Here is a 25,538-nt window from a genome sequence, read left to right as displayed (position 1 = left end):
GTCAGCGGATCTCGATCGTGATCGTCGATCCCTTGGGGGCGGTCTTCCCGCCCTTCACGGACTGCTTCTTCACGGTGTCGCCGAACAGTCCGAGCAGACCGCGGTCCTCGTCGACCTCGAAGCCGGCGGCCTCCAGCGTGGCCTTCGCGTCGTCGACGCTGTAACCCACGACGTCCGGGACCTCGACCAGCTCGGGGCCCTTGGAGAGCGTCAGCGTCACGGTGTCGCCCTCGCCGGCCTCGCTGCCGGCCTCCGGGGTCTGTCGCGCGACCTGGCCCTTGTCGAACTCCGAGTTGATCTGCTCGGTGGCGACCTTCACCGTGAAGCCGGCTTCCTCCAGCTCGGCCCGCGCGTCCTCCAGGCTCGCGCCGGTGACGTCGGCCACCTCCACCGGGCTGCCCTTGCTGACGGTGAGGGCGATGGCCGAGCCCGCGTGCCGTGTGGTGCCGCCCTGCGGGTCGGTGCTGATCACGAAGCCCTTGGGGACGTCCTCGCTGAACTCCCGGGTGACCATGCCCGGTGCGAGGCCCTCCCGCTTCAGCACGACCTTGGCCTTGCTGAGCAGATAGCCGTCCACGTCGGGCACCTGCACGGTCTCCGGCCCGTCGGAGATGGTCAGGGTGACGGAGTCGTTGCTGCGGATCCGGGCGCCGACCTCGGGGTCGACATCGCTCACCGTGCCGCGCTTCACGGTGTCGCTGTACACGTGCTTGACCGACCCGACTTCGAGCCCTGCCGCCTCCAGTTGCTGCTCCGCCTGCGCCTCGGTCTTGGTCAGCACGGCCGGGACCTTGGTGAACTGGCCCGAGTTGATGTACCAGACGCCCGCGCCGACTCCGAGGACCAGCAGCACGGCGGCGACGACGGTGAACAGCCCACGCCGGGACCGGCGCGCCCGCCGCCGCTCCCGGGCCAGCGGCGGCGGGGTCTCCAGCAGGCTGGTCCGATGCACCCCCGCAGGCTCGTCGTCCTCGTTCACCGGCAGCGGCCTAGGCACCCTCAACGCGCGCGGGATCACGCTCGTGAGGTCCTCGGCGTTGGGGTGCTCGGAGGCGACGGCCTGCGGCGGTACGGCGTCCAGCTGGTCCACGCTGAGCGCGCCGCGCACCTCGCGTGCGTGGCCGAGCAGCGCCACGGCGTCGTAGGGCCGGATGTCGGGCGTCCGCGCGGTGGCCACCGCCACCAGCTCGTCCAGCTCGTACGGCAGCCCCGGCACGACGGCCGAGGGCGGCGGGACGTCCTCGTGGAGGTGCTTGTAGAGCACCACGGCGGGGGAGTCGGACTGGTGCGGACGATCACCGGTCAGCATCTCGTAGAGCACGACCCCGCACGCGTACACGTCGACCCGGGGATCGGCGGTGCCGTGCTCGATCTGCTCGGGAGCGAGATAGGAGACGGTCCCGAGGACGGCACCGGTCGTATTGGTGACGGTGTCGACGGACCGGACGAGTCCGAAATCGGCGACCTTGACACGACCGTCGTCGCCTATCAGCACGTTCTCGGGCTTCATGTCCCGGTGCACGAACCCGGCGCGGTGCGCGGCGCCCAGCGCGGCGAGCACCGGCTCCAGGATGTCCAGGGCGGCACGCGGCTGCAGCGCCCCGCGCTCGCGCAGCACGTCACGCAGGGTGCACCCGGCGACGTACTCCATGGCGAGATAGACGTACGCCCCGTCGGCCCCCTGGTCGAAGACCTGCACCACGTTCGGATGCGCGAGCCGCGCCACCGACTTGGCCTCCCGGATGAACCGCTCGACGAAGGAACGGTCGGCCGCGAGCGTCGGGTGCATCACCTTGAGCGCGAGAACGCGGTCGAGGCGGGTGTCCACGGCCCGGTAGACCGTGGCCATCCCGCCGACCGCGATCCGCGCGTCAACGCGATAACGGCCGTCGAGCAGCTGCCCGACGAGCGGGTCCTGAAGGGTCGTGTCCACGCAGGTGAGTGTACGAGCCGAGACTGACACGAGGCCCGGTTCGAGGAGGATCGGGGCGGGACTGCAGCGGAGCTGTGACGGGGCTAACACGGCGGGGTGGGGCGGAGGAGGAGGCCGGGAGCCGCCGACGAGGAGGAGCCCGACGGGCGAGGCCCACCTCTTCCGCGACAGTAAACGGGTGGTGCGTGGGTGGGAGACGAGGCGGGAGGGCAGCGCAGGTTCAGAAGGCAGGACGCTCGGGGTCGAGAGAGGCGAGTCCTTCCGCAGGGGACGACGCCGATGCGAAGTGACGTCGGGGTATACGCCCAGCCAGCCGAGCCAACCGCCCCGCCTCGACCCCGCTCCGCATGGCGGCAGCCATCAGCACGGGCTCCTGAGCGCGAGTAACCGCCGAGGCGAGCATCACACCCGCACACCCCAACTCCATGGCCAACGCGACATCGGAAGCCGTACCGGCCCCCGCGTCGAGAATCACCGGCACGCGCGCGTGCTCGACGATCAGCTGAAAGTTGTGCGGATTGCGAATCCCGAGCCCCGACCCGATAGGCGACCCGAGCGGCATGACCGCCGCACACCCGACATCCTCCAGCTTCCGCGCCAGAACAGGATCGTCGTTCGTGTACGGCAGCACAGTGAACCCGTCGTCCACCAACGTCTCCGCCGCGTCCAGCAACTCGATCGGATCCGGCAACAACGTGCGCTCGTCGGCGATGACCTCCAGCTTGACCAGCGACGTACCGAGCGCCTCCCGCGCAAGGCGAGCCGTCAGCACGGCCTCGCCCGCCGTGAAACAGCCGGCCGTGTTCGGCAGCACCCGAATCCCGAGCCGCTCCAGAACGGACAGCACCGAACCATGCACCGAAGGGTTCACACGCCGCATCGCGACCGTCGTCAGCTCCGTCCCGGAGGCCACCAACGCCCGCTCCAGCACATCGAGGCTGGGCGCACCCCCCGTACCCATGATCAACCGGGACGAGAAGGACGTATCACCGATGACAAAGGGATCGTCGGCCATGGGTCAGCCTCCTTGGACGGCGGTGAGGACTTCGACGCGGTCTCCCTCGGAGAGAGATGTGGACGACCACTGCCCGCGCGGGACGACAGTTTCGTTGAGGGCGGCGGCCACCCCGGAGGGCGCCGGGGTGAGGGTCCGTACGAGGGAGTCGAGAGCCGTACCGGGCGCGACCTCCTGGAACTCGCCATTGACCAGGAGTTTCATGCGGACTGCTCCATGAGCGCGAACCGCTTGGGCGTGAACGGCCGGGCTTCGTCCGGGAGTTCACCGGTGGTCAGGGCATGCGCCAGGGCGTCACCGGTGACCGGCGTGAGCAGCACGCCGTTGCGGTAGTGACCGGTGGCGAGCAGCAGCCCGTCCAGCTCCGTCGGCCCGAGCAGAGGCGCGTTGTCGGGGGACCCGGGACGCAGCCCGGCCCGCGTCTCCGTGAGCGGCAGTTCCGTAATGCCCGGCACCAGCTCATGCGCGTCGCGCAGCAGCTCGTACACCCCGCCCGCGGTCACCGTCGTGTCCCAGCCCAGCTCCTCGCTCGTCGCGCCGACGACCAGCTCGCCGTTCTCGCGCGGCACCAGGTAGACATGGCTGCCGCGCACCACGGCACGCACGGTCCGGCTCAGGAACGGCGCGTGCCGCTTCGGCACGGTCAGCCGCAACACCTGCCCCTTCACCGGCCGTACGGGCGGCAGCACGGCGTCCGGCACCCCCGCCAGCCGCCCGCTGAGGCTGCCCGCGGCGAGCACCACCTGCCCGGCGCCCAGCGCGGTCCCGTCGCCCGTGACGATGCCCGCGGCCCGATCCCGTACGACGGTGAGCCGCTCGGCCCACACGCGGTGGAAGACCACGCCGGCCCGCTCGCACGCGGCGACCAGCGCGCGGGCCAGCCGCCGCGGGTCGATCTGGTGGTCGCCGTCGACGCGCAGCCCGCCGCGCACACCCGGCGCGAGCATCGGCTCAAGGCGTCGGCACTCCCGCCCGGACAGCCACTCCGACTCCAGGCCCGACTGGTGCTGCAGGGCGTGCAGTTCGCGCAGATGGGCGCGGTCGTCGGCGTCCAGCGCGACGGCGAGCGTGCCGCAGCGGCGGTAGCCGAGGTCGAGGCCGGTGAGGTCGGCGAGTTCGGCCGTGAAGTCCGGATAGCGGCGGGCGGATTCGAGGTTGAGACCGAGCAGGGTCTGCTCGCCGTAGTGCAGTTCGGTGACGGCGGCCAGCATCCCGGCCGCCACCTGCGCGGCCCCGCCGCCCGGTTCGGGGTCCACGAGGGCCGTCGTGAACCCGCGTTGCGCGGCCCGCCAGGCCGTCACCAGGCCGATGATTCCGCCCCCGACGACGAGGACGTCAGATGTGTGTGTACGCGACATGGGCGTCCAGCCCCTCCCTTCGCCGGCATGACCCGGATCAGGTTCGTACGGTCGGAGGCCGCCAGCCTCCCTCTCAGCCCGGTGCGTCCGGGCTCCCGCGAGTGCTCTACGTTGGCCACCCTAGCCCTTGGTTCCGCGCCTCTGTAAGGGAGCCTCCCGCCATGCCCCGCTCGCTCGACGGCCTCGTCCTCGCCCCGGTCGCGGACCTGGCCCCAGGTCAAGTGGGTACGCGCACCCGGTTCACCTACCACGAGAAGGACGGCCAGATCTGGGCCGAGTACGCGGGCGGCGACGTCGTACGCGGCCATCTGGTGGGCACCCGGGACGGCGACCGGCTGGACTTCCGGTACGTCCAGCTGAGGCACGACGGAACCACCGCCTCCGGGCACTGCGTGTCGACGGTCGTCGAACTGCCCGACGGACGCGTGCGCCTGGAGGAGACCTGGGAGTGGGAGTCGCGGGCGGGCAGCGGGACGAGTGTGGTGGAACAGGTCGACCAATGATGTGCATCAGGTGATGTGCAGCAGGTCACTGCACGCGCCCCCTGACTGACAAATTGTCAGTTGTCTATGGTGATCGGGTGAGCGAGCAGACGCAGGAACCGGGCCCGTCGCAGCCGCGACGCGTGGTCGTCGTGGGTGCGGGAATGGCCGGGGTGCAGACCGCGGTCGCCCTGCGGGAACAGGGCTTCACCGGCACCGTGACGCTGATCGGCGCCGAACCCCATCAGCCCTACGACCGGCCCCCACTGTCCAAGGCCGTGCTGCTCGGCAAGGCCGAGGGTTCCGCCTTCGACGTCGATTTCGAGGCCCTCGGCATCGAACTGCGGCTGGGGCGCGAGGTCCTTGGCGTGCGCCCCGGCGAACACGAACTGGACACCGCCGAGGGACCGGTGCCGTACGACGTCCTGGTCCTCGCGACCGGTGCCGAACCGATCCGGCTGTCGGGCGCGGAAGGCGTGCCCGGCGTGCATCTGCTGCGCACCCTGGACGACGCCGAGCGACTGCGGCCTGTTCTCGTGCGGCAGCACGACATCGTGGTCGTCGGCGCCGGCTGGATCGGCGCGGAGTTCGCCACGGCCGCGCGCGAGGCGGGTTGCGCGGTGACCGTTGTGGAGGCCGCCGACCGGCCGCTCGCGGGCGCGCTGCCCGCCGAGGTGGCCGCACCGATGGCGGCCTGGTACGCCGACAGCGGCGCCACACTGCGCACCCACGCGCGCGTGGAGCACATCGAGCCCGGCGCGGTCGTCCTCGACGACGGCTCCCGGCTGCCCGCGGGCGCCGTCGTGGTCGGCATCGGCGCCCGTCCCGCCACCGGCTGGCTGGCCGGCTCCGGCATCGAGCTCGGCGCCCACCGCGAGGTCCTCGCCGACGACCACCTGCGCACCTCGGCACCGGACGTCTACGCGGTCGGCGACTGCGCCTCCTTCCCTTCGGGGAGGTACGGCGAGCGGCTGCTGGTCCACCACTGGGACAACGCCCTCCAGGGACCTCGTACGGTCGCCTCGAACATCATCGGAGAGACTCCCGCCGTCTACGACCCGGTGCCGTACTTCTGGTCGGAGCAGTTCGGTCGCTTCGTCCAGTACGTCGGCCACCACGCGTCCGCCGACACGACCCTGTGGCGCGGCGACCCCTCCGGCCCCTCCTGGACGGTCTGCTGGCTGCGGGAGGACCGCCTGGTCGCCCTGCTGGCGGTGGGCCGCCCGAGGGACCTGGCCCAGGGACGGCGGCTCATCGAGGCGGGTGTGGCGATGAACCCCGAGCTGCTGACGGATTCCGCGCTACCGCTGAAGGCGGCTGTCGTGGAGTAGTGCGAAAGCCCAGGTCGGGCGGGCTCGACTTCCGACTGTCAGTCCGGGATGGCAGGCTTGTTCCTGTGACCGAGATTGACGCAAAGATCGATGCTCTAGTCCCCGCCTGGCTCACCCTCCCCGACATCGCAGAGATGCTCGATATCGAGGTGACGCGTGTGCGGCAGCTGGTCAAGGAGGGCCAGGTCATCGCCGTACGCCGTGGTGAGAACCGGGCGCTGCACGTGCCCGCCGCCTTCATCGACAAGGCCGAGCAGAAGGTCGTCAAGGGCCTGACCGGGACCCTGACGCTCCTGAGGGACGACGGCTTCTCCGACGAAGAGATGCTCGAGTGGCTCTTCACCCCCGACCCGAGCCTGCCCGGCACCCCCGCGCAGGCTCTCAGCGAGAATCGCGGCACGGAGGTGAAGCGCCGCGCCCAGGCGCTCGCCGTCTGATCCGAACACCTTCCGGCGTAGGGGCCGGGCACTCCCTCGGCCCCTACGCCACAGACAAGCACCGACAACGGGGGGACACACGTATGCCCGACGCCGCCACCGCGCGTGACCGGCTCGCCGACGCCCGCGTCTACCTCTGCACGGACGCCCGCAAGCGCCAGGGCGACCTCGCCGAGTTCCTGGACGCCGTCCTGGCCGGCGGTGTCGACATCGTGCAGCTGCGCGACAAGGGCATGGAGGCGGCCGAGGAGCTGGAGCACCTCCGGGTGTTCGCCGACGCCTGCGCCCGGCACGGCAAGCTCCTCGCGGTCAACGACCGCGCGGACGTCGCCCACGCCGCCGGCGCCGACGTACTCCATCTGGGACAGGGCGACCTTCCGGTCCCCGCCGCGCGCGCGATCCTCGGCGACGACGTCCTGATAGGCCGCTCCACGCACGCCGAGGCCGAGGCCGAGGCCGCCGCCGAGCAGCAGGGCGTGGACTACTTCTGCACCGGCCCGTGCTGGCCGACCCCCACCAAGCCCGGCCGGCACGCTCCCGGCCTCGACCTGGTCCGCCACACCGCCTCCCTCGGCACCGACCGCCCCTGGTTCGCCATCGGCGGCATCGACCTCGGCAACCTCGACGAGGTGCTGGAGGCGGGCGCCCGCCGGGTCGTCGTCGTCCGGGCCATCACGGAGGCCGAGGACCCGGGCGCCGCGGCGGCGGAGTTCGCGAAGCGGCTCCGGCAGGTCTGACGAACGTCGAGGGGTCTCGACGCTGTCCGAGGGATGGACAATGAGGCGACAAACCGGGCAAATATCCGGTTCCGGTTGGGTGACCGGCGCCCCCTGACTAACCTGCGGGTATGGCCCTTGGAACCGCATCCACCAGGACTGACCGCGCACGGACAGTGCGCGCCATGCTCGCGACCGGCAAGAGGACGTACTCCTTCGAGTTCTCCGCGCCGAAGACTCCCAAGGGCGAGCGGAACCTGTGGAGCGCGCTCAGGAGGGTCGAGGCGGTCGCCCCCGACTTCGTCTCGGTGACCTACGGCGCCGGCGGCTCGACCCGTGCGGGCACCGTCAAGGAGACCGAGCAGATCGTCGCCGACACCACACTCACCCCGGTCGCCCACCTCACCGCGGTCGACCACTCCGTCGCCGAACTGCGCAACATCATCGGCCAGTACGCCGACGCCGGCATCCGCAACATCCTCGCCGTGCGCGGCGACCCGCCCGGCGACCCCATGGCCGACTGGGTGGCACACCCGAAGGGCCTGACGTACGCCGCCGAACTGGTCCGGCTCATCAAGGAGTCGGGCGACTTCTGCGTCGGCGTCGCCGCCTTCCCGGAGATGCACCCGCGCTCCGCCGACTGGGACTCGGACGTCGCGCACTTCGTCGACAAGTGCCGGGCCGGCGCCGACTACGCGATCACCCAGATGTTCTTCCAGCCGGAGTCGTATCTTCGGCTCCGTGACCGTGTCGCGGCCGCGAGCTGCGACACCCCGGTCATCCCCGAAGTCATGCCCGTGACCAGCGTGCGGATGCTGGAGCGGTTGCCGCAGCTCAGCAACGCCGCCATCCCCGACGGTCTGAAAGAGCGGATCCTCACAGCAAAAGATGATCCGGCCGCTGTACGCTCCATTGGAATCGAGTTCGCCACGGAGTTCTGCGCACGGCTGCTGGCCGAGGGAGTGCCAGGTCTGCACTTCATCACGCTCAACAACTCCACGGCGACACTGGAAATCTACGAAAACCTGGGTCTGCACCACCCGCCGCAGGCCTAGACCGGCTGCACCGGTATACGACACACTGCGTAGCGGCCACTGGGAGAGGGGCGTACATGGGCTGGACGGTCCTCTACATCGCGTTCGGCGTCGTCGCGCTGTGGCTGCTCGGCGAGGTGCTGCTGCAGTACAAGGCGCGGCTGCGCTGGCGGCTGCTCGCCTTCGTCGGCTTCCTCGGCGTCGTGCTCGGCGTGCTGATGCCGTCGGTCGTCGTCATCGGACTGGGCGCGGCCGCCTTCGCGGTCGGTCAGACCTACGTCACCCTGTCTTTCCGGCGTGGCTTCGAGGCCGGCTGGGCGGTCGCCGGCCGCCCCAGCCTCGGCGGCAGCAGCAAGCGCCGGCGCGGCGAGCCCGAGAACCACGAGCCGAGCCTGGAGGTCTCCGACCTGCAGGCGGCCGAGGCCGCGGCAGCCTACGGCGACGACAAGTACAGTCAGGGCAGCCAGAACACCGGTACGTTCGGCCGCGACGACGACTACGACCGCGACGACGTGTTCACCCCCGCCCGCCCCGGCGACACCGCGGCGGCCGCCGAGTCCACCGCCGTCTACGAGCCGCAGCCCCTGCCCGACGACACGGGCTCCTACGGCGTATACAGCGACGCCGCGTACGCGGCCGCCACCGGCCAGGGCCAGGACCAGTACGCGACAACCGGCCAGGACCAGGCCTACGCGACGGCCGCCCAGGGCGCCGACCAGAGCTACGCGTACGACGGCTACTCCGGCTACGACCAGCAGCAGTACGGCTACGACGCCACCGGCCAGCAGCAGTACGCCGCCTACTCCGACCCGTACATCGGCACCCAGACCTACGGCGGTGTCCCGTACGACGCCGGCTACGGCGACCAGCAGCAGTACGGCCAGCAGGGCTACACCCAGGACCAGTACGCCACCGGCGGCTACGGCGGCGAGACTCCGGCCGGCGGGGTGTGGGTCCCGCAGCAGCGCACCGACGAGTACGGCGGCGAACTCCCGCCGGAGCAGCCGTACCCGTACCAGGGCGAGGGTCAGCAACAGCAGCAGGGCGGCACGGGGTACGACGAGCAGTACCGTTTCTGACGGTTACTGAGACCCGCTGACGGCTACTGAGACCCTCTGAACTCCGGTCCTTCCACGATCAGTCCGGCGACCAGCGCACCCGACATGCCGGCGTGGGGGAGACCTCCACCGGGGTGCGACCAGCCACCGACGCTGAACAGGCCCGGTATCCGGGTGCTGTTCGACGGATGCAGCATCGTCCCCTCGGCGGCGGCCAGCGAAGGCGCGGGCACACCGCCGCCCTTGGCCCCCGTCTCCTGCCAGGTGTGCACGGGCGTACGGACCTCGCGCCACAGCGTCCGGCCGCGCAGCCCCGGTATCGCCCGCTCGGCCTCGGCGACCATACGGTCCGCGAAGGTGTCGGCGGCCCCGGCCGCGTTCCAGTCGTACAGATTCGCGGACGGCACGGTCGCCGTGAGCACCACCGACTCGTGCCCGTCGTCGGGGCGCAGCGCCGGGTCGCCCGGGCGGTCGATGCGGACGGTGGGCCGCGCGGGCGGCTCACCGAGCCCGAAGGCGCTCAACTCGGCCTCGCGGTCCGGGGTGTGCACCACTGTGCGGTGGACGGCACCCGGCTCCCGCGCGCCGCGCAGGGCGAGGCAGACCACGACCCGGCCCGGGGACATGCCCTCGGGGTTCGGCTCGACGTCCTCCGCCCCGTACAGCTCGCGGCCCGGCAGCATGGCGCCCAGCTGCCAAGGCCCGCCCCCGACGACCATGTCCGCCTCCGCGACGCTGCCGTCCTCGAACTCCACCCCCGCCGCCCGGCCGTCCTTCTCCAGGACCCCGGTGACCTCGGCGCCGAAGACGAACTCGACCCTTCGCGCCACGCACCGCTCGTACACCGCGCGCGCCAACTCCCGCATGCCGCCCCGCACATACCAGATGCCGAAGGCGTGCTCCATGTACGGCAGGACGGCGGCGCTCGCCGGAGCGACGCCGGGATCGAGGCCGTACGCGAGCGCGTGGCTCTCCAGGAGGGCGGCGAGGCGCGGGTCGCGCAGCTCCCAGGCGCCGATCTCGGCCAGGGTGCCGGCCCTGCGCGTGCGCAGCAGCCGCTTGTGCGGCACCGACGGATAGGGCTCGCGGTCGGCCAGCACCGACCAGTTCGGCCACAGGGGCTCCTCCAGGAGCGGCCTGCGGGTGCGGTCCCAGGCCTCGCGGGCCCGCACCAGGAAGTCGCCCCAGCGCTGCCCCGCGCCGGCGCCCAGCGCCCCGTCCAGGGCCGTGACGACGCCCGCGCGCGACGCGTTCGGCAGGGACACCTGCGTGCCGTCCGCGAAGACGTGCCGTGAGGACGGGTCGACCTGGACCAGCTCGACGCAGTCCTCCAGTGGCTCCTTGCCGGTCTTGAGGAACAGGTCGCGGTGGACCGCGGGCAGCGTCAGCAGCCCGGGGCCGGTGTCGAAGGAGAAGCCGTCCCGCTCGAAACGGCGCACCGCTCCGCCGTACGTCTCCGTACGCTCGTACACCGCCACCCGGTGGCCCGCGACGGCCAGCCGGGCAGCGGCCGCCATCGCGCCCATCCCGGCGCCGATCACCGCAATCCGTGCCATGCCAGGGACTTTATCGGCCGCCACTGACAATCCCGCCGCGGGCGGTCAGCCCGGTGGCCCTCCCACCTGCGCGGCGAGCCGTTTCTCGTCGCGCCGCTGCGCCCTGCGGCGCAGGAACCGCCGGATCCGCGAGGCGACGAAGAACAGCACGGTGAGTCCCGCGAGCAGCAGCGCACCCGCGATGACGGCCGCCGCCTCCGGATGGAAGACGGCGAACGTGACGATCGCGCCGACCCCGAGATCCTCGGCCAGGCTCACGATCACGTTGCTGAAGGGCTCCGGCGAGGTGTTGATCGCCATCCGTGTCCCGGCCTTGACCGCATGACTGGCCAACGCCGTCGAACCGCCGATCGTGCCCGCCGCCAGGTCGGACATCGAACCGCTCTGCCCGGCGAGCAGCGCCCCGACCCAGGCCCCCGCGGTCGGCCGGATCACGGTGTGCACGGAGTCCCACACCGAGTCGACGTACGGGATCTTGTCGGCGACCGCCTCGCACAGGAACAGCACGCCCGCTGTGACGAGGACCTCAGGCCGCTGGAGCGCCTCCGGGATGTCGTCGCTCACCCCGGTCGCGCCGAAGAGGCCGAGGAGCAGCACCACCGCGTACGCGTTGACGCCGCTGGCCCAGCCGCTGGTGAAGACCAGAGGGAGTACGGACACGGAGGCGATAGTAACCAGTCCGCAACAGTGCGTCCTGGGGCTGAGTGCGTACGGCTGAGTATCCGTACCTAGTGGGTGAGTTGAGTACGCGCGCGGATGGGGCCCGACCTGCGCGAACGAGAGAGTGGAGTCACGGAAAGGGGCGCGACTCCGGAACCGCCGACACGGGGCGGCGGAACGAAGTTCGCGCCCTTGGCCGCTCCTTCCGCCGACACGATCGGCGGGAGCGAGGCCGGGGGACCCGGGGGAGCGACCGAACGGGGGTCCAACGGGGGGAACGGGGGATACGGGGGACTACGGGGGAGCAAGAGGGAAGCGCCGGTTCGAGTGGCCCGCGGGGGACGCGGCCACATCGGACCGGCGCTTTCGTCTGTGCCTTCCACGCGCGCGTGCGCCTACCGCCTGCCGCTCACGCGTCCCTGGAGCAGTCGGGACAGTGCCGCGTGTACGTCGTCCAGTGACCGTTCCGGCTGGAACGCCTGCCAGTCCAGGGCGGCCACCAGCACCATGCCGACGAGTGCGGCCGCGGTCAGCTGGACGTCGATCTCGTCGCTGAACTCGCCGTTCTCGATGCCCTCGCGCAGGACACCCTCGACGACCGCCACCGCCTGCTGCCTGACGACCATCAGGGTGGACTGCCAGGCCCGGTTGGTGCGCCACAGCTCGGCCACGTACAGCTGGGTGAAGGACGGATAGCGGGCGATGAAACCGAGGCCCGCGCGGATCATCGCGTCCAAGGCGTCGACCTTGGTGCCGCCGTCCCGGGCCGTCTGCTCCTCGGCCTCCCGGAGGGAGGCGGTGAGGAGGCCCACGCCGTGCCGCAGCAGCTCCTCGAAGAGGACGGACTTGCTCGCGAAGTTGTAATAGACCGTGCCCTTGGCGACTCCGGCCCGCTCGGCGATCTCGTCCACCGTGGTGGCGGAGAAGCCCTGCTCGGCGATGAGGGTGACGGCGGCCTCGTAGAGCTTCTGCCGGGTGGCCTCGCGGCGCGTGCTGCCGCCCGACGGGGCGCTGCTGCTTTCCATGGCCCTGATTGTCACAGGCCCGGCCCCGGGAGGCCGCACGGGCCGGGAGGTCCTGGGCGGGGTCACAGGCTCAGCTCCGGGTGCAGCCGGGCCGGCGTCCACACCTGCCGGCGCCGGGCCGATACGGCGGTCAGCGCGAGGGCGCCCGCGGTGAAGGCCGTCAGCACCACGCACGCGTGCCACACCGGTCCCAGACCGCCGCCCGTGATGAGCCTGCGCAGGGCCTCGACGATGTAACTCATCGGCAGAAAGGGGTGCAGTGCGTTGAAGAATTCCGGGCTGGTCTGCACGGGGTACGTGCCGCCCGCGGACGTCAACTGCAGCATCAGCAGGGCCAGGACGAGGATTCGGCCGGCCGCTCCGAAGCGGGCGTTCAGCCACTGCACGATCGCCGCGAAGCACGCCGTCACCAGGAACAGGAAGCCCACCGTCCCGGCCGCCCGCGCCATCTCCAGGCCGATCGCCCAGTGCAGCACCGCCATCAGCGCCACCGTCTGCAGCATGCCTATCGCCACCACCGGCAGCCAGCCCGCCAACGCGATCCGCCAGGCCGAGGCGCCCGTGGCGAGCGCACGCCGGTTGAGCGGTGCGATCAGCATGTAGGCCACCATCGCGCCCACCCACAGGGACAGCGGGATGAAGTACGGGGCGAAACCGGTGCCGTAGTTGGGTGCCTTGTGCAGGTCCCTGGAGGCCAGCTGGACCGGGTCCGCCATGACCTCGGTGCGCTGGTCGCGGGCCTGCTCGTCGTAGTCGGGGATCTGTTCCGCGCCGTCGTGCAGACCGCCGGCCAGCTCCCCGGAGCCGTCGACGAGCCTGTACATGCCGCCGTTGAGGTCCTCGGCACCCGTCTTCAGCTCGCCGACGCCCTCGTCGAGGTCCGACGCACCGGTCCTGGCCGTGCCGAGCCCGGTGTGCAACCGCTGCGCGCCCGCGGCGACCTTCCCGGCCCCCTCGTTCAGTTCGTTGACCTTGGCGACGGCGGTGGCGAGGTCCTCGGAGAGGCGCGGTGCGCGGTCGGCGAGTGCCTGCGCCTGCGTCTGGAGCGTGGCCAGGTTCTTGTCGAGCTTCCTCAGGTCGCCGTCCTGGTCCGCGACCAGCGTGTCGACGTCGCCGGCGATCGTCGCCACGTCGGCGGCCGCGTTCCTGGCCTTCTTCAGGTCCGAGCAGGCCGCATCGGGCAGTACGGCGGTCCCGCAGCGCCTGTTGTAGACCGCGTCCAGTGTGTCGGAGGCCGCTCGGGCGCCCTTGGCGGCGACCGGGGCCGCCTTCACCAGCGTGTCCAGGTTGTCGCGGATCGCTCCAGCCGAGTCGGCGACCAGCCGGGCCGTGTCACCGATGGCCTTCTCGTTCTCCGCGATGAAGGGGCCCACCTTCCCCGCGACCCCGTTGACCTGGTCGGCGAGAGTCTGCGTGCCCTGCGCGACCTGCTGCGAACCGTCCTCCAGGTCACCCGCGCCCGCGTCGAGCTTCTTCAGCCCGCTGGACAGCCGGCCGCTGCCCTCCTTGGCGTCCGCCAGCCCGTCGACGAGGTCCTTCGAGCCCTGCTCGGCCTTCCCGATGCCGCTCTCCAACTGGTCGGCACCCTTGGCGGCCTTGACGGTCGAATCGTGAATGTCGGAGAACGAGATGAAGATCTTGTCGAGGAAGAACCGCGACGCCTTCGTGGACGCGGCCGTACGCACCTCGCTGAAGACCGTCCGCGAGATCTGGCCGACGATGTAGTTGTTCGCGTCGTTCGTCCGCACCTGGAGCGCGCCGGTCTCCGGGGAGTCACCCGCACTGGACGCGATCCGCTCGCTGAGGTCGGCCGGCATGGTCAGCGACAGGTAGTACGTGCCGTCCTCCACGCCCGCGCGTGCCTCGGCGGCACTCACCTCGTGCCAGTCGAAGACGTCGCTGTCGCGCAGCCCGGCGGTGATGTCGTCGCCGGCCGTGACCTTCTTCCCGTCGGCGCTCGCGCCCTTGTCGGCGTTCACGAGCGCCACCGGGATGCGGTCAAGGCGGCCGTACGGGTCCCAGAAGGACCACAGGTACAGGGCGCCGTACAGGAGCGGCAGCAGCAGAAGCGCGACGAGGGCGGCGCGCGGCAGCTTCCCCCTGCCGAAGCGCCTGAGCTCAAGCGCGGCCAGTCTGGGCGCGTGCATCGGCCTTCTCCGTCCCCTCGGTGGACACGGCCACAACTGTCGTTCCGGCCTCGGCGAGCGACTTCAACAGGCCCCACACTTCCGCGCGTTCGGAATCCGAGAGCTTGAGGTCGATGTCGTCCACGCCGAGCAGCGCCGGCCGTCCGATGAGCGCCAGAGCGATGGACAGCCGCAGCTCCTGAGGCCGTTCCAGATCCCGTACGGCGGTCCGGGAACCCTTGGGGAGGGCCTCGCGGTCGAGACCGGCGGCGGTCAGCGCGCGCTCGATCCGCAGCCTCGCCTCGGCCGAACGCTCGGCCCGAGGCCGCAGCGACTCACGAACCGAGTCCCCGAACCGCCGCTGCAGCAGCGCCCGTTCGCGCAGGTGCTCCCCGACGGTCAGGGCCGGATCGAGGTCGGTGACCCCGGCGACGTTGGCCAGCGCACTGACGCGGCGTACGGCGGCCGACTGCTTGGGCAGCCCGAACCCGCCCGCGGACGCGGTGCCCTCCGACGCCTTCATCCGCCCGGTCAGCGCGAGCAGCAGGCTCGTACGCCCCGACCCGGACGGTCCCTCGACGGAGATCAACGAGCCGGGCCCGGCCTCCAGGGAAACCTCCCGGAACGCCCAGCCACGCGGCCCCTTGAGCCCGAAACCCTCGGCTGTGACACCGACCCCACCCACGGTTCCCCGCCCCCTGAATTTGAACTGACTGGTCAGTGCAAAAACTAACCCGAACCTTCGATCGAAGCAAAAGCGCAGGTCAGAACGGATTGTCAGTGGCATACCGCACGATGGGCACATACGGCACCACTTGACAGGGCGTGCCGTCACACGACGACAGGAGGTTCGTCATGGCCAACTCGTCCGCAGCCGCCGCCCGTCGGCGCCGCGCCACCGGCCCTGCCCCCTCACTGACCGGCCCGGCGAGCGACGTGCACCCCGTGCTCCGCCGGGCCACGGCCCCGCCCGCAGCCCTCGACCTGCTCGCCCAGGCCCGCGCCGGACTCGACGAGGCCGCCGTCCTCGAAACGCCCAACGAGCGTTATGCGACGGCCCACCTCGCCGCCCTGCGCACCGCGGCCGCCGTGCTCGCCGCCCGGGGGCGCCCGGAACCCACCACCCGACGCCGGGCCCGCATCAGGAGCGCCTGGGAAGTGCTCCCCGAGATAGCGCCCGAACTCGCCGAGTGGAGCGCGCTGTTCGCGTCCGGGGCCCGGCGCCGTGCCCGGGCCGAGGCGGGCATCCAGGGCGCGGCCGGCCGCCGGGACGCCGACGACCTGATCCGCGACGTGGCGATGTTCCTGCGCCTCGTCGAGCGGATGCTCGTACTCCAGCCGGTCCTGCCACAGCCACGCCAGGACACCGACCGGCCGGCCGCCCCGGGCCCCGAGCATGACATCCCGGACGCGGGCTGACCGGGGCGGCGGCGGGCCGGCGGTCCGCCGTACGAGACGCGGCGCGGAGCACGCCCTCGCGGTGGCCGGGTACGGCGGCGGAGGCAATAGGGTGGAGGGCGCCTGAAGCCTTCCCTCCGCCCGTACTCCGGGCCGGGTGGGCACCCCGTTCGCTCCGCCGCACCAGAGGCGGTGCCGCGCAGAGGAGTCAACTGCAGTGCCGGACCCGATGCGACCCCGCGCCTCCCTCCGCACCGCCGTGGTCTGGGAGGTCCTCCAGGACGCCCTCGACCGGCGGGTCAAGGCCACGGGCCGGGAGTCGCTGGACGTCCTCGACACCGGAGGCGGCAGCGGCAACTTCGCCGTGCCCGTCGCCCGCCTCGGCCACCGCGTCACCGTCGTCGACCCCAGCCCCAACGCGCTGTTCGCGCTGGAGCGCCGCGCCGCCGAGGCCGGCGTCGCCGACCGCGTCCGGGGCGTCCAGGGCGACGCCCACGGCCTCTTCGACGTGGTCGAGCGCGGCGGCTACGACGCGGTGCTGTGCCACGGCGTCCTGGAGTACGTGGACGACCCCGCCGAGGGCGTCCGCAACGTGGTCGCCGCCCTGCGCTCCGAGGGCGTCCTCAGCCTGCTCGCCGCCGGACTCGGCGGCGCCGTCCTCGCGCGTGCCCTCGCCGGCCACTTCAAGGAGGCCAAGCAGGCCCTGGAGGACCCGAACGGCCGCTGGGGCGCCGGTGATCCCGTGCCGCGCCGCTTCACCGCCGAACAGCTCACCGATCTGGTCGAGGGAGCGGGCCTCACGATCGGTGCCGTGCACGGCGTGCGGGTCTTCGCCGACCTGGTCCCCGGCGTCCTCGTGGACACCGAGCCCGGAGCCCTGGAGGCGCTGCTCAAGCTGGAGGCCGCCGCGGCCGAGTTCGCCGCCTTCCACTCCGTGGCCACGCAGCTTCATGTGCTCGGTGAGACTTCGGGTGCCGCCGAGGCCTGAGCGGCCTCCCGAGGCGCGGCGCTGATCAGGGCCTTGGCTGCGCATGGAGTACGCCACAGGCCCCCCGATCGGGCGCCCCGCGCCGTATGATCGAGGGAGACCGCCCGGCATGACGGGTCGGCTCCTGGGGAATGGAAGCCTCAGCGAGCCGAGACGGCCATGACGGATTCCGGTTGGCAATTGGCGTAGAGGGGCGGGTTTCACGGGGGCGATTCCCTGCCTATCCTGAAGGGACCCCCCGGGTCGCCCCGGCGACTGCACGATGAGGAGGACTCCGTGCCGCTCTCGGAGCACGAGCAGCGCATGCTCGAGCAGATGGAGCGAGCGCTGTACGCCGAAGATCCCAAGTTCGCGACAGCGCTTGAGGGAAGCGGGCTGCGCACGTACACCCGGCGACGGGTCTACCAGGCGGTCGCGGGCTTCCTTGTAGGTATCGCGCTCCTCATGGCCGGAATGGTCACCAAGCAGGTCTGGCTCAGCGTGGTGGGCTTCCTCGTCATGCTTGGCTGTGCCGTGCTGGCCGTGACCGGCTGGCGCAAGGCCCCCAAGCCGGGCGAACAGCCCGCAGCGGGTGCCCCCGGAGCTCCGCCCGCCCGACGTCAGGGACGGCAGCGGCGCTCCATGATGGACCGCATCGAGCAGCGCTGGCAGAAGCGCCGTGACGAACAGGGCGGTCAGTAGATCTACGAGCAGCACCCCGAGGCAGACGCCTGAGGGGGTGACCACCCAGCCGGGCGGTCACCCCCTCACGCATGCCCGGGCCCCTCACGGGGTCCGGGACGATTCCCTCGTCCTCCCGGCTCAGCTCTGCTGGCCGGACGGCTTGCGCAGCGTCGGTCGTGCCGCGGCCGCGCGGGTCTTGACCCCGGCCCACCACGCCGACGCCGCCCACACCACCCGTACGGTCGAGCGCGGGGCGAACATCGCGCGCAGTTCTGTGCCTCGGCTTGCCGTGGTCTGCAGGCCGCCGATCACATGGCGGGCATCGTCCGCGAGGCCGGCCGTCGGGCGGGGCCTCGGCGCGTAGAGGACCTGCTCGACCGCGTCCGCGACCCGGTGCACCGCGGCCGCGGCCGGCGGGTCGAGGTGGCCGAGCCGGACGATCCGGGCGGCCGCCTTGCGCGGGGTCTGCGACTCGTCCGGCGCGATCCCGAAGTCCCATGCCGTATCGGTCAGTTCCTGCCAGACCGCGAGGGTGTGGACCGCCGCGTCCTCCTCGGTGCGGCCGTGCGCTCCCAGCCGTACGCCCCGTATCCGTAGCCGCAGCAGCATCGGCAACAGGGGAACGGCCGCCGCGGCGAGTCCGGCGAGCGTCCACCAGAAGATCGCCCAGTTGTCGGGGCCACCGCCACTTGTGCCGGTGAGGGCGCCGGTCGACGGGCTCGCGCATCCTTCCAGCTTCCGCTGTGCCGCCGAGCAGCTCTCGCTGGCCGAGGGCGAGGCGGAGGCCGAGGTGGACGCGGCCGCGGACGGCTGAGTCGGGTCCGGGACGGTGCTGCCCGGAGTGTCCGTCACGGTGTACGAGGGGACGGTGCCGCGGGTCGGGGTCGGCTCGAAGCGGGTCCAGCCCACGCCCTCGAAGTACAGCTCGGGCCAGGCGTGCGCATCCCTCAGCGTCACCGACACCGAACCGTCGCCCTGCTGGGCGCCCGGCGCGAAGCCCACCGCGACCCGGGCCGGTATGCCCAGGGTGCGGGCCATCGCGGCCATGGCGAAGGAGAAGTGGACGCAGAAGCCCTGCCTGTCCTTGAGGAACTTCGCGATCGCGTTGGGGCCGGTGCCGACCTGCACCTGGGTGTCGTACTGGAAGCCGCCGGTCACCGCGAAGTAGTCCTGGAGCTTGACCGCCTGCTCGTAGGCGTTCGTCGCGCCCGCGGTCACCTCGTCGGCGGTCTTGGCCACCACCGCCGGCAGCGACTCGGGGACATCGGTGTACTCGCGGGTCAGGGCCACCGGCGCGGCCGGCGCGTTGGCCAGTTGCTCCGCCGTCGGCTGCACGTCCAGGCTGGACACCTCGTAAGTGGCGCCGCTCGTGTTCTGGCCCTTGTCGCCTACGACGGTCATGCCCTCGGGCTCGTAGCGCCACCTGCCCTCGATGTCCACGCCGCTCGGCGGGTACGGCATCGGCAGCCAGTTCTGTTCGTACCCGTCAGCCGCGGTGATCCGGGTCTTGATCTCCCCGCGCCGGATGTCGGCGCCGAGGCCGATCGGTGTGGGGAACTCGTCCGGCACCGCCTCGATGTGCCGCTGGGACGGTTTCCAGGTGGTGCCGTCGAAGTCGTCCAGGGACACGATCCGCAGATACTGGTCGGAGGCGTCACTCGGGTTGGAACGCAGGGTCAGGACCTCGCGGTCGTCCTCCACGTTCAGGTTGTCGCGCAGTGACACCAGGGGGTTCACCGCGGAGATCGTCCCGCCGCTCCCGTCGCCGCCCACGCCGGTCCCGGCGCCGTCCAGCAGACCGCCGGTCATCGAGGGCAGGGCCAGCGGCACCACGAGGGCGATGCCCAGCGCGACCACGCCGATGCGCCGTCCGGTGCGCACGGGTGCCACCGCGCCGCCGGACTGGTCGCCCGGAGTGCGCGAGGCCCCGGCGAAGACGCGGCCCCACTGGGCGAGCCGGTCCCGCCCCTCGGCCAGCAACAGCGTCAGATAACCGGCGGCCGCGACCAGGAACCACACCCAGTCGGTGTCGCCCTCGGACAGTCCCGCGGCGATGGAGTACAGGGCGAGCAGCGGCAGGCCGGCCGGGGCCGCGCTGCGGAAGGTCACCGCGAGGGCGTCCACCGCGAGGCCGATGACCAGGACCCCGCCGATGAGCATCAGCCGGATGCCGTCGTGCAGCGGAGCCGGGATCGAGTACCGGCTGATGTCGTCCGCGCCCTCCTGCAGCAGGACGCCGAACTGCCGGAAGGCGTCCGGTCCGGGGATCAGCCCGGCGACGGCCTGCTCCCGGACGAAGGCCAGGGTGAGCAGCATCAGCGTGACGAGCGCCTGCGCCGCCACGGTCAGTGCCCGGGCCAGCGGCACCCGCCGGGCGAGTGCGCCCACGCCCGTCTGGATCGCCAGGAGGAAGGCAGCCTGCAGGATCCACGTGTCCGGATCGACCAGTGGCATCAGGGCGCAGGACGCCGCCAGCGTGGCCAGCGCGGCACACAGCGCCATTCGGGCCCGCCCGCTCATGACCGGGGCTCCCCACTGAGCGTCGCGCCGATGCCGGTGCGCTCTCGGTCGGCCTGGCGCCACAGCTCGGTCAGCGCGGCGCCGCGGGTCACGCCGATGGCGGTCCAGCCCGCCTCGCGCAGCAGCCGCAGCCGTTCGTCGATGGTGCTCGCAGGTCCGGACACGTCGGTCGGTTCACGCATCCATTCGTCGCTGTCCAGGAGGAACGCGACCGCGCCGCCACTGCGCTGCCGCATTCTGGCGACCACCGCGGCCTGCTCCTCGTCGAGGTCCCCGAAGAAGGCCACCAGCAGCCCTTCGTTCCCGCCGCGCAGCACGTCGTAGGCCCGGGACAGGCCCGCGCCGTCCGAGTGGTCGATCACCGCGAGGGTGTCCATCATCAGTCCGGCCGCGTCCGCCGACTCCTGGTTGGCGCCCGCGAACCCGTCCGCGCCCTCGCCGGGTACGGAGTTGCCGGTGTCCGTCAACAGTCGTACGGAAAAGCCCCGTTCGAGCATGTGTACCAGCACGGATGCCGAGCCCGCGACGGCCCACTCGAAGGCGGAGTCCGGGCCCGCGCCCGCGAAGGCGATGCCCCGGGTGTCGAGCAGGACCGTGCAGCGGGAGCGCTGGGGCTGTTCCTCGCGGCGCACCATCAGCTCGCCGTAGCGCGCGGTGGAGCGCCAGTGCACGCGGCGCAGATCGTCGCCGTAGCGGTATCCGCGCGGGATCACGTCGTCCTCGCCGGCCAGCGCCAGGGAGCGCTGCCGCCCGTCGCCGTACCCCTTCGCCTCGCCGCTGAAGCGCACCGGCGGCAGCGCCTCCACGCGCGGGATGACGGTCAGGGTGTCGTACGCCGAGAAGGAGCGGGTCAGTTCGCACATGCCGAACGGGTCGGTCAGGCGCAGCTGGAGCGGGCCAAGGGGATAGCGGCCGCGCAGGTCGGAGCGGACGCGGTAGGACACCTCGCGGCGGCCGCCCGCCTCGACCCGGTCCAGGACGAAGCGGGGGCGCGGGCCGAGGACGTAGGGCACCCGGTCCTGGAGCATCAGCAGGCCCGTGGGCAGGCGCGAGACGTTGTCCATCCGCAGATGGACCCGCGCCTCGGAGCCGGCCGGTACGCGCGCGGGGGAGAGGCGGCGGCTGCCGGCCACCCGGTAGCGGGTGCGGTAGAGCACGCTCGCGCACACCAGCGGCAGTGCGGCGAGCAGCAGGCCGACCCGGAGCAGATCGCTCTGCCCCAGGACGTAGGCGCAGATGGCGGCCGCGATGCCGGCCGCCAGGAAGGAGCGTCCGCGGGTGGTCAGACCGGCCAGGGCGGTGCGCACGCCGCCCTGCTCGCCCCGGTCGTTCTCCGCGTGCCCCGTCCCCCCGGAGGTCATCACAGCCTCCGCGGCGGCTGCGAGGGGTACACCGGCGGTGTGCCGCGGCCCAGACCGCCGAAGCCGCTCTGCTGCTGGGGTGCCGCCGGCACCGCGGTGCGCTGGAGGATCTCCTCGACGACCTGCTCCGCCGTACGGCGGTTCAGCTGGGCCTGGGCCGTGGGCAGCAGGCGGTGGGCCAGCACCGCCACGGCGAGGGCCTGTACGTCGTCCGGCAGCGCGTACTCACGGCCGCTCAGGGCCGCAGACGCCTTCGCCGCGCGCAGCAGGTGCAGCGTCGCGCGCGGGGAGGCGCCGAGTCTGAGGTCGGGGTGGGTGCGCGTGGCGGCGACCAGTTCCACGGCGTACCGCCGGACCGGGTCGGCGACGTGGACGCCGCGGACGGCGTCGATCAGTTTCACGACGTCGTGCGCGTGCGCCACCGGCTGGAGGTCGTCCAGCGGGCTCGCCCCGCCGTGGATGTCCAGCATCTGCAGCTCGGCCTCCGCGCTCGGATAACCGATGGAGACCCGGGCCATGAAGCGGTCGCGCTGGGCCTCCGGCAGCGGGTAGGTGCCCTCCATCTCGACCGGGTTCTGCGTGGCCACCACCATGAAGGGGCTGGGCAGTTCGTAGGTCGTCCCGTCGATGGTGACCTGGCGCTCCTCCATGGACTCCAGGAGCGCGGACTGCGTCTTGGGCGACGCGCGGTTGATCTCGTCGCCGATCACGATCTGCGCGAAGATCGCACCCGGCTTGAACTCGAAGTCTCTGCGCTGCTGGTCCCAGATGGACACGCCGGTGATGTCCGACGGCAGCAGGTCGGGCGTGAACTGAATACGCCGCACCGAACAGTCGATCGACCGTGCCAGCGCCTTGGCCAGCATTGTCTTGCCCACGCCCGGCACATCCTCGATCAGAAGATGGCCCTCGGCGAGCAGCACGGTCAGCGAAAGCCGTACGACCTCGGGCTTGCCCTCGATCACTCCTTCCACCGAACTGCGGACACGCTCCACAGTGGCGGTCAGATCTGTAAGGCTCGCTCGATCGTCATAGGTCGTCACCCGGCCCTCCTCGGCCCGTTCTTACTCGGGCCGACGCACACGATGCGGACCGGCCCACCCCTGGAACACGGACACCACGCGTGAAAAGTTCCGCGCGGCACCACACCCGCATTCTTGCTGCCGTTACCGATTCGTGTCACTCGACTGTGGACAACTGGCCGCGATATGTCTGCTCTACGGCCTTATGGGCGCCGAGGAGCCCAAGTTTTTCGTGAAACGACCGTCCCGGAAGCCGGTTACGCCGGGTCGATCTCGCGCAGCAGGCCCGTCTTCACGTCGAAGACGAAACCCCGCACATCGTCGGTATGCACCAGAAACGGCGAGGTCCGCACGCGCTGCATCGACTGCCGTACGTCCTGTTCGACGTCCCGGAAGGCCTCGACCGCCCAGGCGGGGCGCTGGCCGACCTCCATCTCCAGCTCGTGCCGGAAGTCCTCGGTGAGGGACTCCAGGCCGCAGCCGGTGTGGTGGATGAGGACGATGCTGCGGGTCCCGAGCGCCCGCTGGCTGATCGTCAGGGAGCGGATCACGTCGTCGGTGACGACCCCGCCCGCGTTGCGGATGGTGTGGCAGTCGCCCAGCTCCAGGCCGAGCGCCGCGTGCAGGTCGAGACGGGCGTCCATGCAGGCCACGATGGCGACGTGCAGCACGGGGTGGGCGTCCATCCCCGGGTCGCTGAACGCGGCGGCGTACTGGCCGTTCGCCTCGACGAGGCGGTCGGTGACAGTGTCGCCGCCGGATATGGCGCTTTCGGAGCCGGCGGGTACCGATGCGGAAGTCGTCATACCGATGACGTTACTGGTCACGTGTGGTCCGGTCCTGCTGTGAGAAGGGAAAAAGAGAGTCATAGGGGCGCCATGTGAGGTAACCCACATGAGTGGAGAGTCTAAGGCCAAACGGGTGATTTGCCTCTTTTTCGTTGTTTCCTCGCTCGGATCGAGGCGGGGTCCGCGACGCGCAGGCCGGTTGATTGACCGAGAGTCACCGTGGACTAAAGTGACGCGAAGCGGGAGGCGAGGCTCTCCCTGCTGGACTGAATCTTCCCGCGTACGCGGCGCGTACGTACGGCTCGGCCTCCTCCCGCTCCCGGCTGGCTGACGCTTCGGGCGCGCCGGAACTGAGAGGGCCCCTTGAGCAACAGTCGACACGTCCCGGTGATGCTCCAGCGGTGCCTGGACCTGTTGGCCCCCGCCCTGGAGGAACCGGGAGCGGTGGTCGTCGACTGCACCCTCGGCCTCGGCGGCCACAGCGAGGCGCTGCTCTCCCGGTTCCCCGAGGCCCGGCTCGTCGCCCTCGACCGCGACAAGGAGGCCCTGCGCCTGTCCGGCGAGCGGCTGGCACCGTACGGGGAGCGGGCCACCCTGGTGCATGCGGTCTACGACGAGCTCCCGGACGTACTGGAACGGCTCGGCATCGCGCGCGTGCAGGGCGTCCTGTTCGACCTCGGTGTCTCCTCCATGCAGCTCGACGAGGCCGACCGCGGCTTCGCCTACGCCCAGGACGCCCCGCTCGACATGCGCATGGACCAGACGACCGGCATCAGCGCCGCCGAGGTCCTCAACACCTACCCGCCGGGCGAACTCGTCCGGATCCTGCGCGCGTACGGCGAGGAGAAGCAGGCCAAGCGCATCGTGGGCGCGGTCGTGCGCGAGCGCGCGAAGGAGCCGTTCTCCAACAGCGCGCGGCTGGTCGAGCTCATCAGGGACTCGCTGCCGCAGGCCGCCAAGCGCACCGGTGGCAACCCGGCCAAGCGCACGTTCCAGGCTCTGCGGATCGAGGTCAACGGCGAACTCTCCGTCCTGGAGCGGGCGATCCCGGCCGCGGTGGAGGCGCTCGCCGTGGGCGGACGCATCGCCGTGCTGTCGTACCACTCTCTCGAAGACCGGCTGGTCAAGCAGGTGTTCGCGGCCGGGGCCGCCAACACCGCGCCACCCGGGCTGCCCGTCGTCCCCGAGCGCTACCAGCCGAGGCTCAAGCTGCTCACGCGCGGTGCCGAACTTCCCACCGAGGAAGAGGTCGCCGAGAACAAGCGGGCGGCACCGGCACGACTGCGCGGGGCCCAGCGCGTCAGGGAGTCCGTCGAATGAGGCGAGCGAGGCAGACGAAGGGGGCGCGTGTGCGGGTTGGAAAAGCGGACTCACCGAACTCACCGAACTCAGCGAACTCAGCGAACTCAGCGAACTCACCGAACTCAGCGAACTCACCGAACTTGGGGACGGATGCGCGGGTTTGGAATCCGGACCCGGGGGAGGGCGAGTGAGTAGGAAACCCGAACTGAGGGGGCGGGCCGCCCGGCTCACGCGGCTGCTCCCCGCGGGCTCCGGACAGGCGGCCCGCACACCGTTCGTCCTCCTCGTCGTCCTCCTTCTCGGCGGTGGCCTGATCGGGCTGCTGGTGCTGAACTCCGCACTCAGCGAAGGCTCCTTCAAGCTTGACGACCTTCAGAAGGACACCAAGGCCCTCACCGACGAGGAGCAGTCCCTCCAGCGGGACGTGGACGCCTACTCCGCCCCGGACGCCCTCCAGCGCCGGGCCCGCGAACTCGGCATGGTCCCCGGCGGCACCCCGGCCTTCCTCGACCCCGACGGCACCGTGAAGGGCGTACCCGGCATCGCCACTGCCCTCCGCCGGCCCGCCGCGAGCGTGCCCCTGGTCCTGGCCCCCGAGGCGTTGACCGCCGGCACCGCCGCGCCGACCACGCCCCCCACCGCGACCCCCACGCCCACCTCCTCCGCGCCTCAGCCCTCCACACCCCAGCCCTCCACACCCCAGCCCTCCACACCCCAGGCCTCCACCCCCGAGCCCTCCACGACCACGACCGACGGCAGGTGACG

24 protein-coding genes and 1 riboswitch are annotated in these 25,538 nt (G+C 71.6%); of the genes, 11 read left to right on the top strand and 13 right to left on the bottom strand.

The features are described 5' to 3' along the window. Nucleotide 1: 1 nt before the first annotated feature. From pknB to thiO, 4 genes are all read right to left on the bottom strand, one after another. Nucleotides 2-1,933, bottom strand: a complete 1,932-nt coding sequence (gene pknB / locus AC5DRG_RS14280) for a Stk1 family PASTA domain-containing Ser/Thr kinase (RefSeq protein WP_491810809.1) — start codon at nt 1,931-1,933, stop codon at nt 2-4. A 220-nt stretch (nt 1,934-2,153) separates the two neighbouring features. Beyond that, complete coding sequence (locus AC5DRG_RS14275; RefSeq protein WP_491810807.1) at nt 2,154-2,948, bottom strand: thiazole synthase; 795 nt, start codon at nt 2,946-2,948, stop codon at nt 2,154-2,156. A gap of 3 nt (nt 2,949-2,951) precedes the next feature. Further along, nucleotides 2,952-3,152, bottom strand: coding sequence for a sulfur carrier protein ThiS (gene thiS, locus AC5DRG_RS14270; protein ID WP_491810805.1), 201 nt, complete (start codon nt 3,150-3,152; stop codon nt 2,952-2,954). Then, nucleotides 3,149-4,306, bottom strand: coding sequence for a glycine oxidase ThiO (gene thiO, locus AC5DRG_RS14265; protein WP_491810804.1), 1,158 nt, complete (start codon nt 4,304-4,306; stop codon nt 3,149-3,151). Before thiO ends, thiS begins: the two co-directional genes overlap by 4 nt. After that, a riboswitch (TPP riboswitch) is annotated at nt 4,304-4,415 on the bottom strand. It overlaps the preceding gene by 3 nt. 52 nt (nt 4,416-4,467) lie before the next feature. On the opposite strand from thiO, the gene AC5DRG_RS14260 reads away from it, so the two are divergent. The 6 genes from AC5DRG_RS14260 to AC5DRG_RS14235 all read left to right on the top strand — a co-directional run bounded on the left by AC5DRG_RS14260 (nt 4,468) and on the right by AC5DRG_RS14235 (nt 9,385). Continuing rightward, the gene (locus AC5DRG_RS14260) at nt 4,468-4,809 is read left to right on the top strand and encodes an avidin-fold protein (RefSeq protein ID WP_491810802.1); all 342 of its coding nucleotides are present in this window, start codon (nt 4,468-4,470) and stop codon (nt 4,807-4,809) included. Between the two features lie 77 nt (nt 4,810-4,886). Continuing rightward, nucleotides 4,887-6,119, top strand: a complete 1,233-nt coding sequence (locus tag AC5DRG_RS14255; protein WP_491810801.1) for an NAD(P)/FAD-dependent oxidoreductase — start codon at nt 4,887-4,889, stop codon at nt 6,117-6,119. A 65-nt stretch (nt 6,120-6,184) separates the two neighbouring features. Then, complete coding sequence (locus AC5DRG_RS14250; RefSeq protein ID WP_491810799.1) at nt 6,185-6,556, top strand: Rv2175c family DNA-binding protein; 372 nt, start codon at nt 6,185-6,187, stop codon at nt 6,554-6,556. A gap of 83 nt (nt 6,557-6,639) precedes the next feature. After that, entirely contained in the window at nt 6,640-7,293 is a 654-nt protein-coding gene (thiE, locus tag AC5DRG_RS14245; RefSeq protein WP_491810798.1) for a thiamine phosphate synthase, read from the top strand. Between the two features lie 110 nt (nt 7,294-7,403). After that, nucleotides 7,404-8,327 carry a methylenetetrahydrofolate reductase [NAD(P)H] gene (gene metF / locus AC5DRG_RS14240; RefSeq protein WP_491810797.1) on the top strand — a complete coding sequence of 308 codons (924 nt, stop codon included), beginning with the start codon at nt 7,404-7,406 and terminating at the stop codon, nt 8,325-8,327. Nucleotides 8,328-8,383: 56 nt separating this feature from the next. Continuing rightward, nucleotides 8,384-9,385 carry an SCO2102 family sporulation regulator gene (locus AC5DRG_RS14235; protein WP_491810795.1) on the top strand — a complete coding sequence of 334 codons (1,002 nt, stop codon included), beginning with the start codon at nt 8,384-8,386 and terminating at the stop codon, nt 9,383-9,385. Between the two features lie 23 nt (nt 9,386-9,408). Here the strand turns inward: AC5DRG_RS14235 and AC5DRG_RS14230 are convergent, their stop codons facing one another. The 5 genes from AC5DRG_RS14230 to AC5DRG_RS14210 form a co-directional block, all read right to left on the bottom strand. After that, on the bottom strand, nt 9,409-10,920 hold the full coding sequence (locus tag AC5DRG_RS14230) for a phytoene desaturase family protein (protein ID WP_491810793.1): 1,512 nt from the start codon (nt 10,918-10,920) through the stop codon (nt 9,409-9,411). Between the two features lie 45 nt (nt 10,921-10,965). Continuing rightward, nucleotides 10,966-11,580, bottom strand: a complete 615-nt coding sequence (locus AC5DRG_RS14225) for a DUF4126 domain-containing protein (RefSeq protein WP_491810791.1) — start codon at nt 11,578-11,580, stop codon at nt 10,966-10,968. Nucleotides 11,581-11,975: 395 nt separating this feature from the next. Beyond that, complete coding sequence (locus AC5DRG_RS14220; RefSeq protein WP_491810789.1) at nt 11,976-12,605, bottom strand: TetR/AcrR family transcriptional regulator; 630 nt, start codon at nt 12,603-12,605, stop codon at nt 11,976-11,978. A 62-nt stretch (nt 12,606-12,667) separates the two neighbouring features. Beyond that, nucleotides 12,668-14,752, bottom strand: coding sequence for a YhgE/Pip family protein (locus AC5DRG_RS14215; protein WP_491810787.1), 2,085 nt, complete (start codon nt 14,750-14,752; stop codon nt 12,668-12,670). Next, the gene (locus AC5DRG_RS14210) at nt 14,724-15,416 is read right to left on the bottom strand and encodes an ATP-binding cassette domain-containing protein (protein ID WP_491810786.1); all 693 of its coding nucleotides are present in this window, start codon (nt 15,414-15,416) and stop codon (nt 14,724-14,726) included. Before AC5DRG_RS14210 ends, AC5DRG_RS14215 begins: the two co-directional genes overlap by 29 nt. 170 nt (nt 15,417-15,586) lie before the next feature. Between AC5DRG_RS14210 and AC5DRG_RS14205 the strand changes: the two genes are divergently transcribed. The 3 genes from AC5DRG_RS14205 (at nt 15,587) to AC5DRG_RS14195 (ending at nt 17,798) form a co-directional block, all read left to right on the top strand. Then, nucleotides 15,587-16,150 carry an SAV_6107 family HEPN domain-containing protein gene (locus AC5DRG_RS14205; RefSeq protein WP_491810784.1) on the top strand — a complete coding sequence of 188 codons (564 nt, stop codon included), beginning with the start codon at nt 15,587-15,589 and terminating at the stop codon, nt 16,148-16,150. A gap of 196 nt (nt 16,151-16,346) precedes the next feature. After that, entirely contained in the window at nt 16,347-17,117 is a 771-nt protein-coding gene (locus tag AC5DRG_RS14200; RefSeq protein ID WP_491810783.1) for a methyltransferase, read from the top strand. 276 nt (nt 17,118-17,393) lie between these two features. Continuing rightward, nucleotides 17,394-17,798 (top strand): SCO2097 family morphological protein, encoded by a 405-nt coding sequence (locus tag AC5DRG_RS14195; protein ID WP_491810781.1) that lies wholly within the window; start codon nt 17,394-17,396, stop codon nt 17,796-17,798. Nucleotides 17,799-17,918: 120 nt separating this feature from the next. Here AC5DRG_RS14195 and AC5DRG_RS14190 read toward each other — a convergent pair whose 3' ends face one another. From AC5DRG_RS14190 to AC5DRG_RS14175, 4 genes are all read right to left on the bottom strand, one after another. Then, on the bottom strand, nt 17,919-20,300 hold the full coding sequence (locus AC5DRG_RS14190; protein ID WP_491810779.1) for a transglutaminase TgpA family protein: 2,382 nt from the start codon (nt 20,298-20,300) through the stop codon (nt 17,919-17,921). Next, nucleotides 20,297-21,661 (bottom strand): DUF58 domain-containing protein, encoded by a 1,365-nt coding sequence (locus AC5DRG_RS14185; protein ID WP_491810777.1) that lies wholly within the window; start codon nt 21,659-21,661, stop codon nt 20,297-20,299. Before AC5DRG_RS14185 ends, AC5DRG_RS14190 begins: the two co-directional genes overlap by 4 nt. Further along, a complete protein-coding gene (locus AC5DRG_RS14180; protein WP_491810775.1) occupies nt 21,661-22,704 on the bottom strand; it encodes an AAA family ATPase in 1,044 nt (347 codons plus the stop codon). Before AC5DRG_RS14180 ends, AC5DRG_RS14185 begins: the two co-directional genes overlap by 1 nt. 236 nt (nt 22,705-22,940) lie before the next feature. Next, entirely contained in the window at nt 22,941-23,489 is a 549-nt protein-coding gene (locus tag AC5DRG_RS14175) for a beta-class carbonic anhydrase (RefSeq protein ID WP_491810773.1), read from the bottom strand. 345 nt (nt 23,490-23,834) lie between these two features. Here AC5DRG_RS14175 and rsmH point away from each other — a divergent pair, with 345 nt between their 5' ends. Together rsmH and ftsL are read left to right on the top strand one after the other, a co-directional pair. Beyond that, the gene (gene rsmH, locus AC5DRG_RS14170; protein WP_491810771.1) at nt 23,835-24,791 is read left to right on the top strand and encodes a 16S rRNA (cytosine(1402)-N(4))-methyltransferase RsmH; all 957 of its coding nucleotides are present in this window, start codon (nt 23,835-23,837) and stop codon (nt 24,789-24,791) included. Between the two features lie 169 nt (nt 24,792-24,960). Next, complete coding sequence (gene ftsL, locus AC5DRG_RS14165; protein ID WP_491810769.1) at nt 24,961-25,536, top strand: cell division protein FtsL; 576 nt, start codon at nt 24,961-24,963, stop codon at nt 25,534-25,536. Nucleotides 25,537-25,538 lie beyond the last annotated feature (2 nt).

The organism is Streptomyces sp. JLBG701 (genome assembly GCF_058544905.1).
Note: the sequence above shows the minus strand (reverse complement) of the source record. Positions and strands in the feature narration are given on the sequence as shown.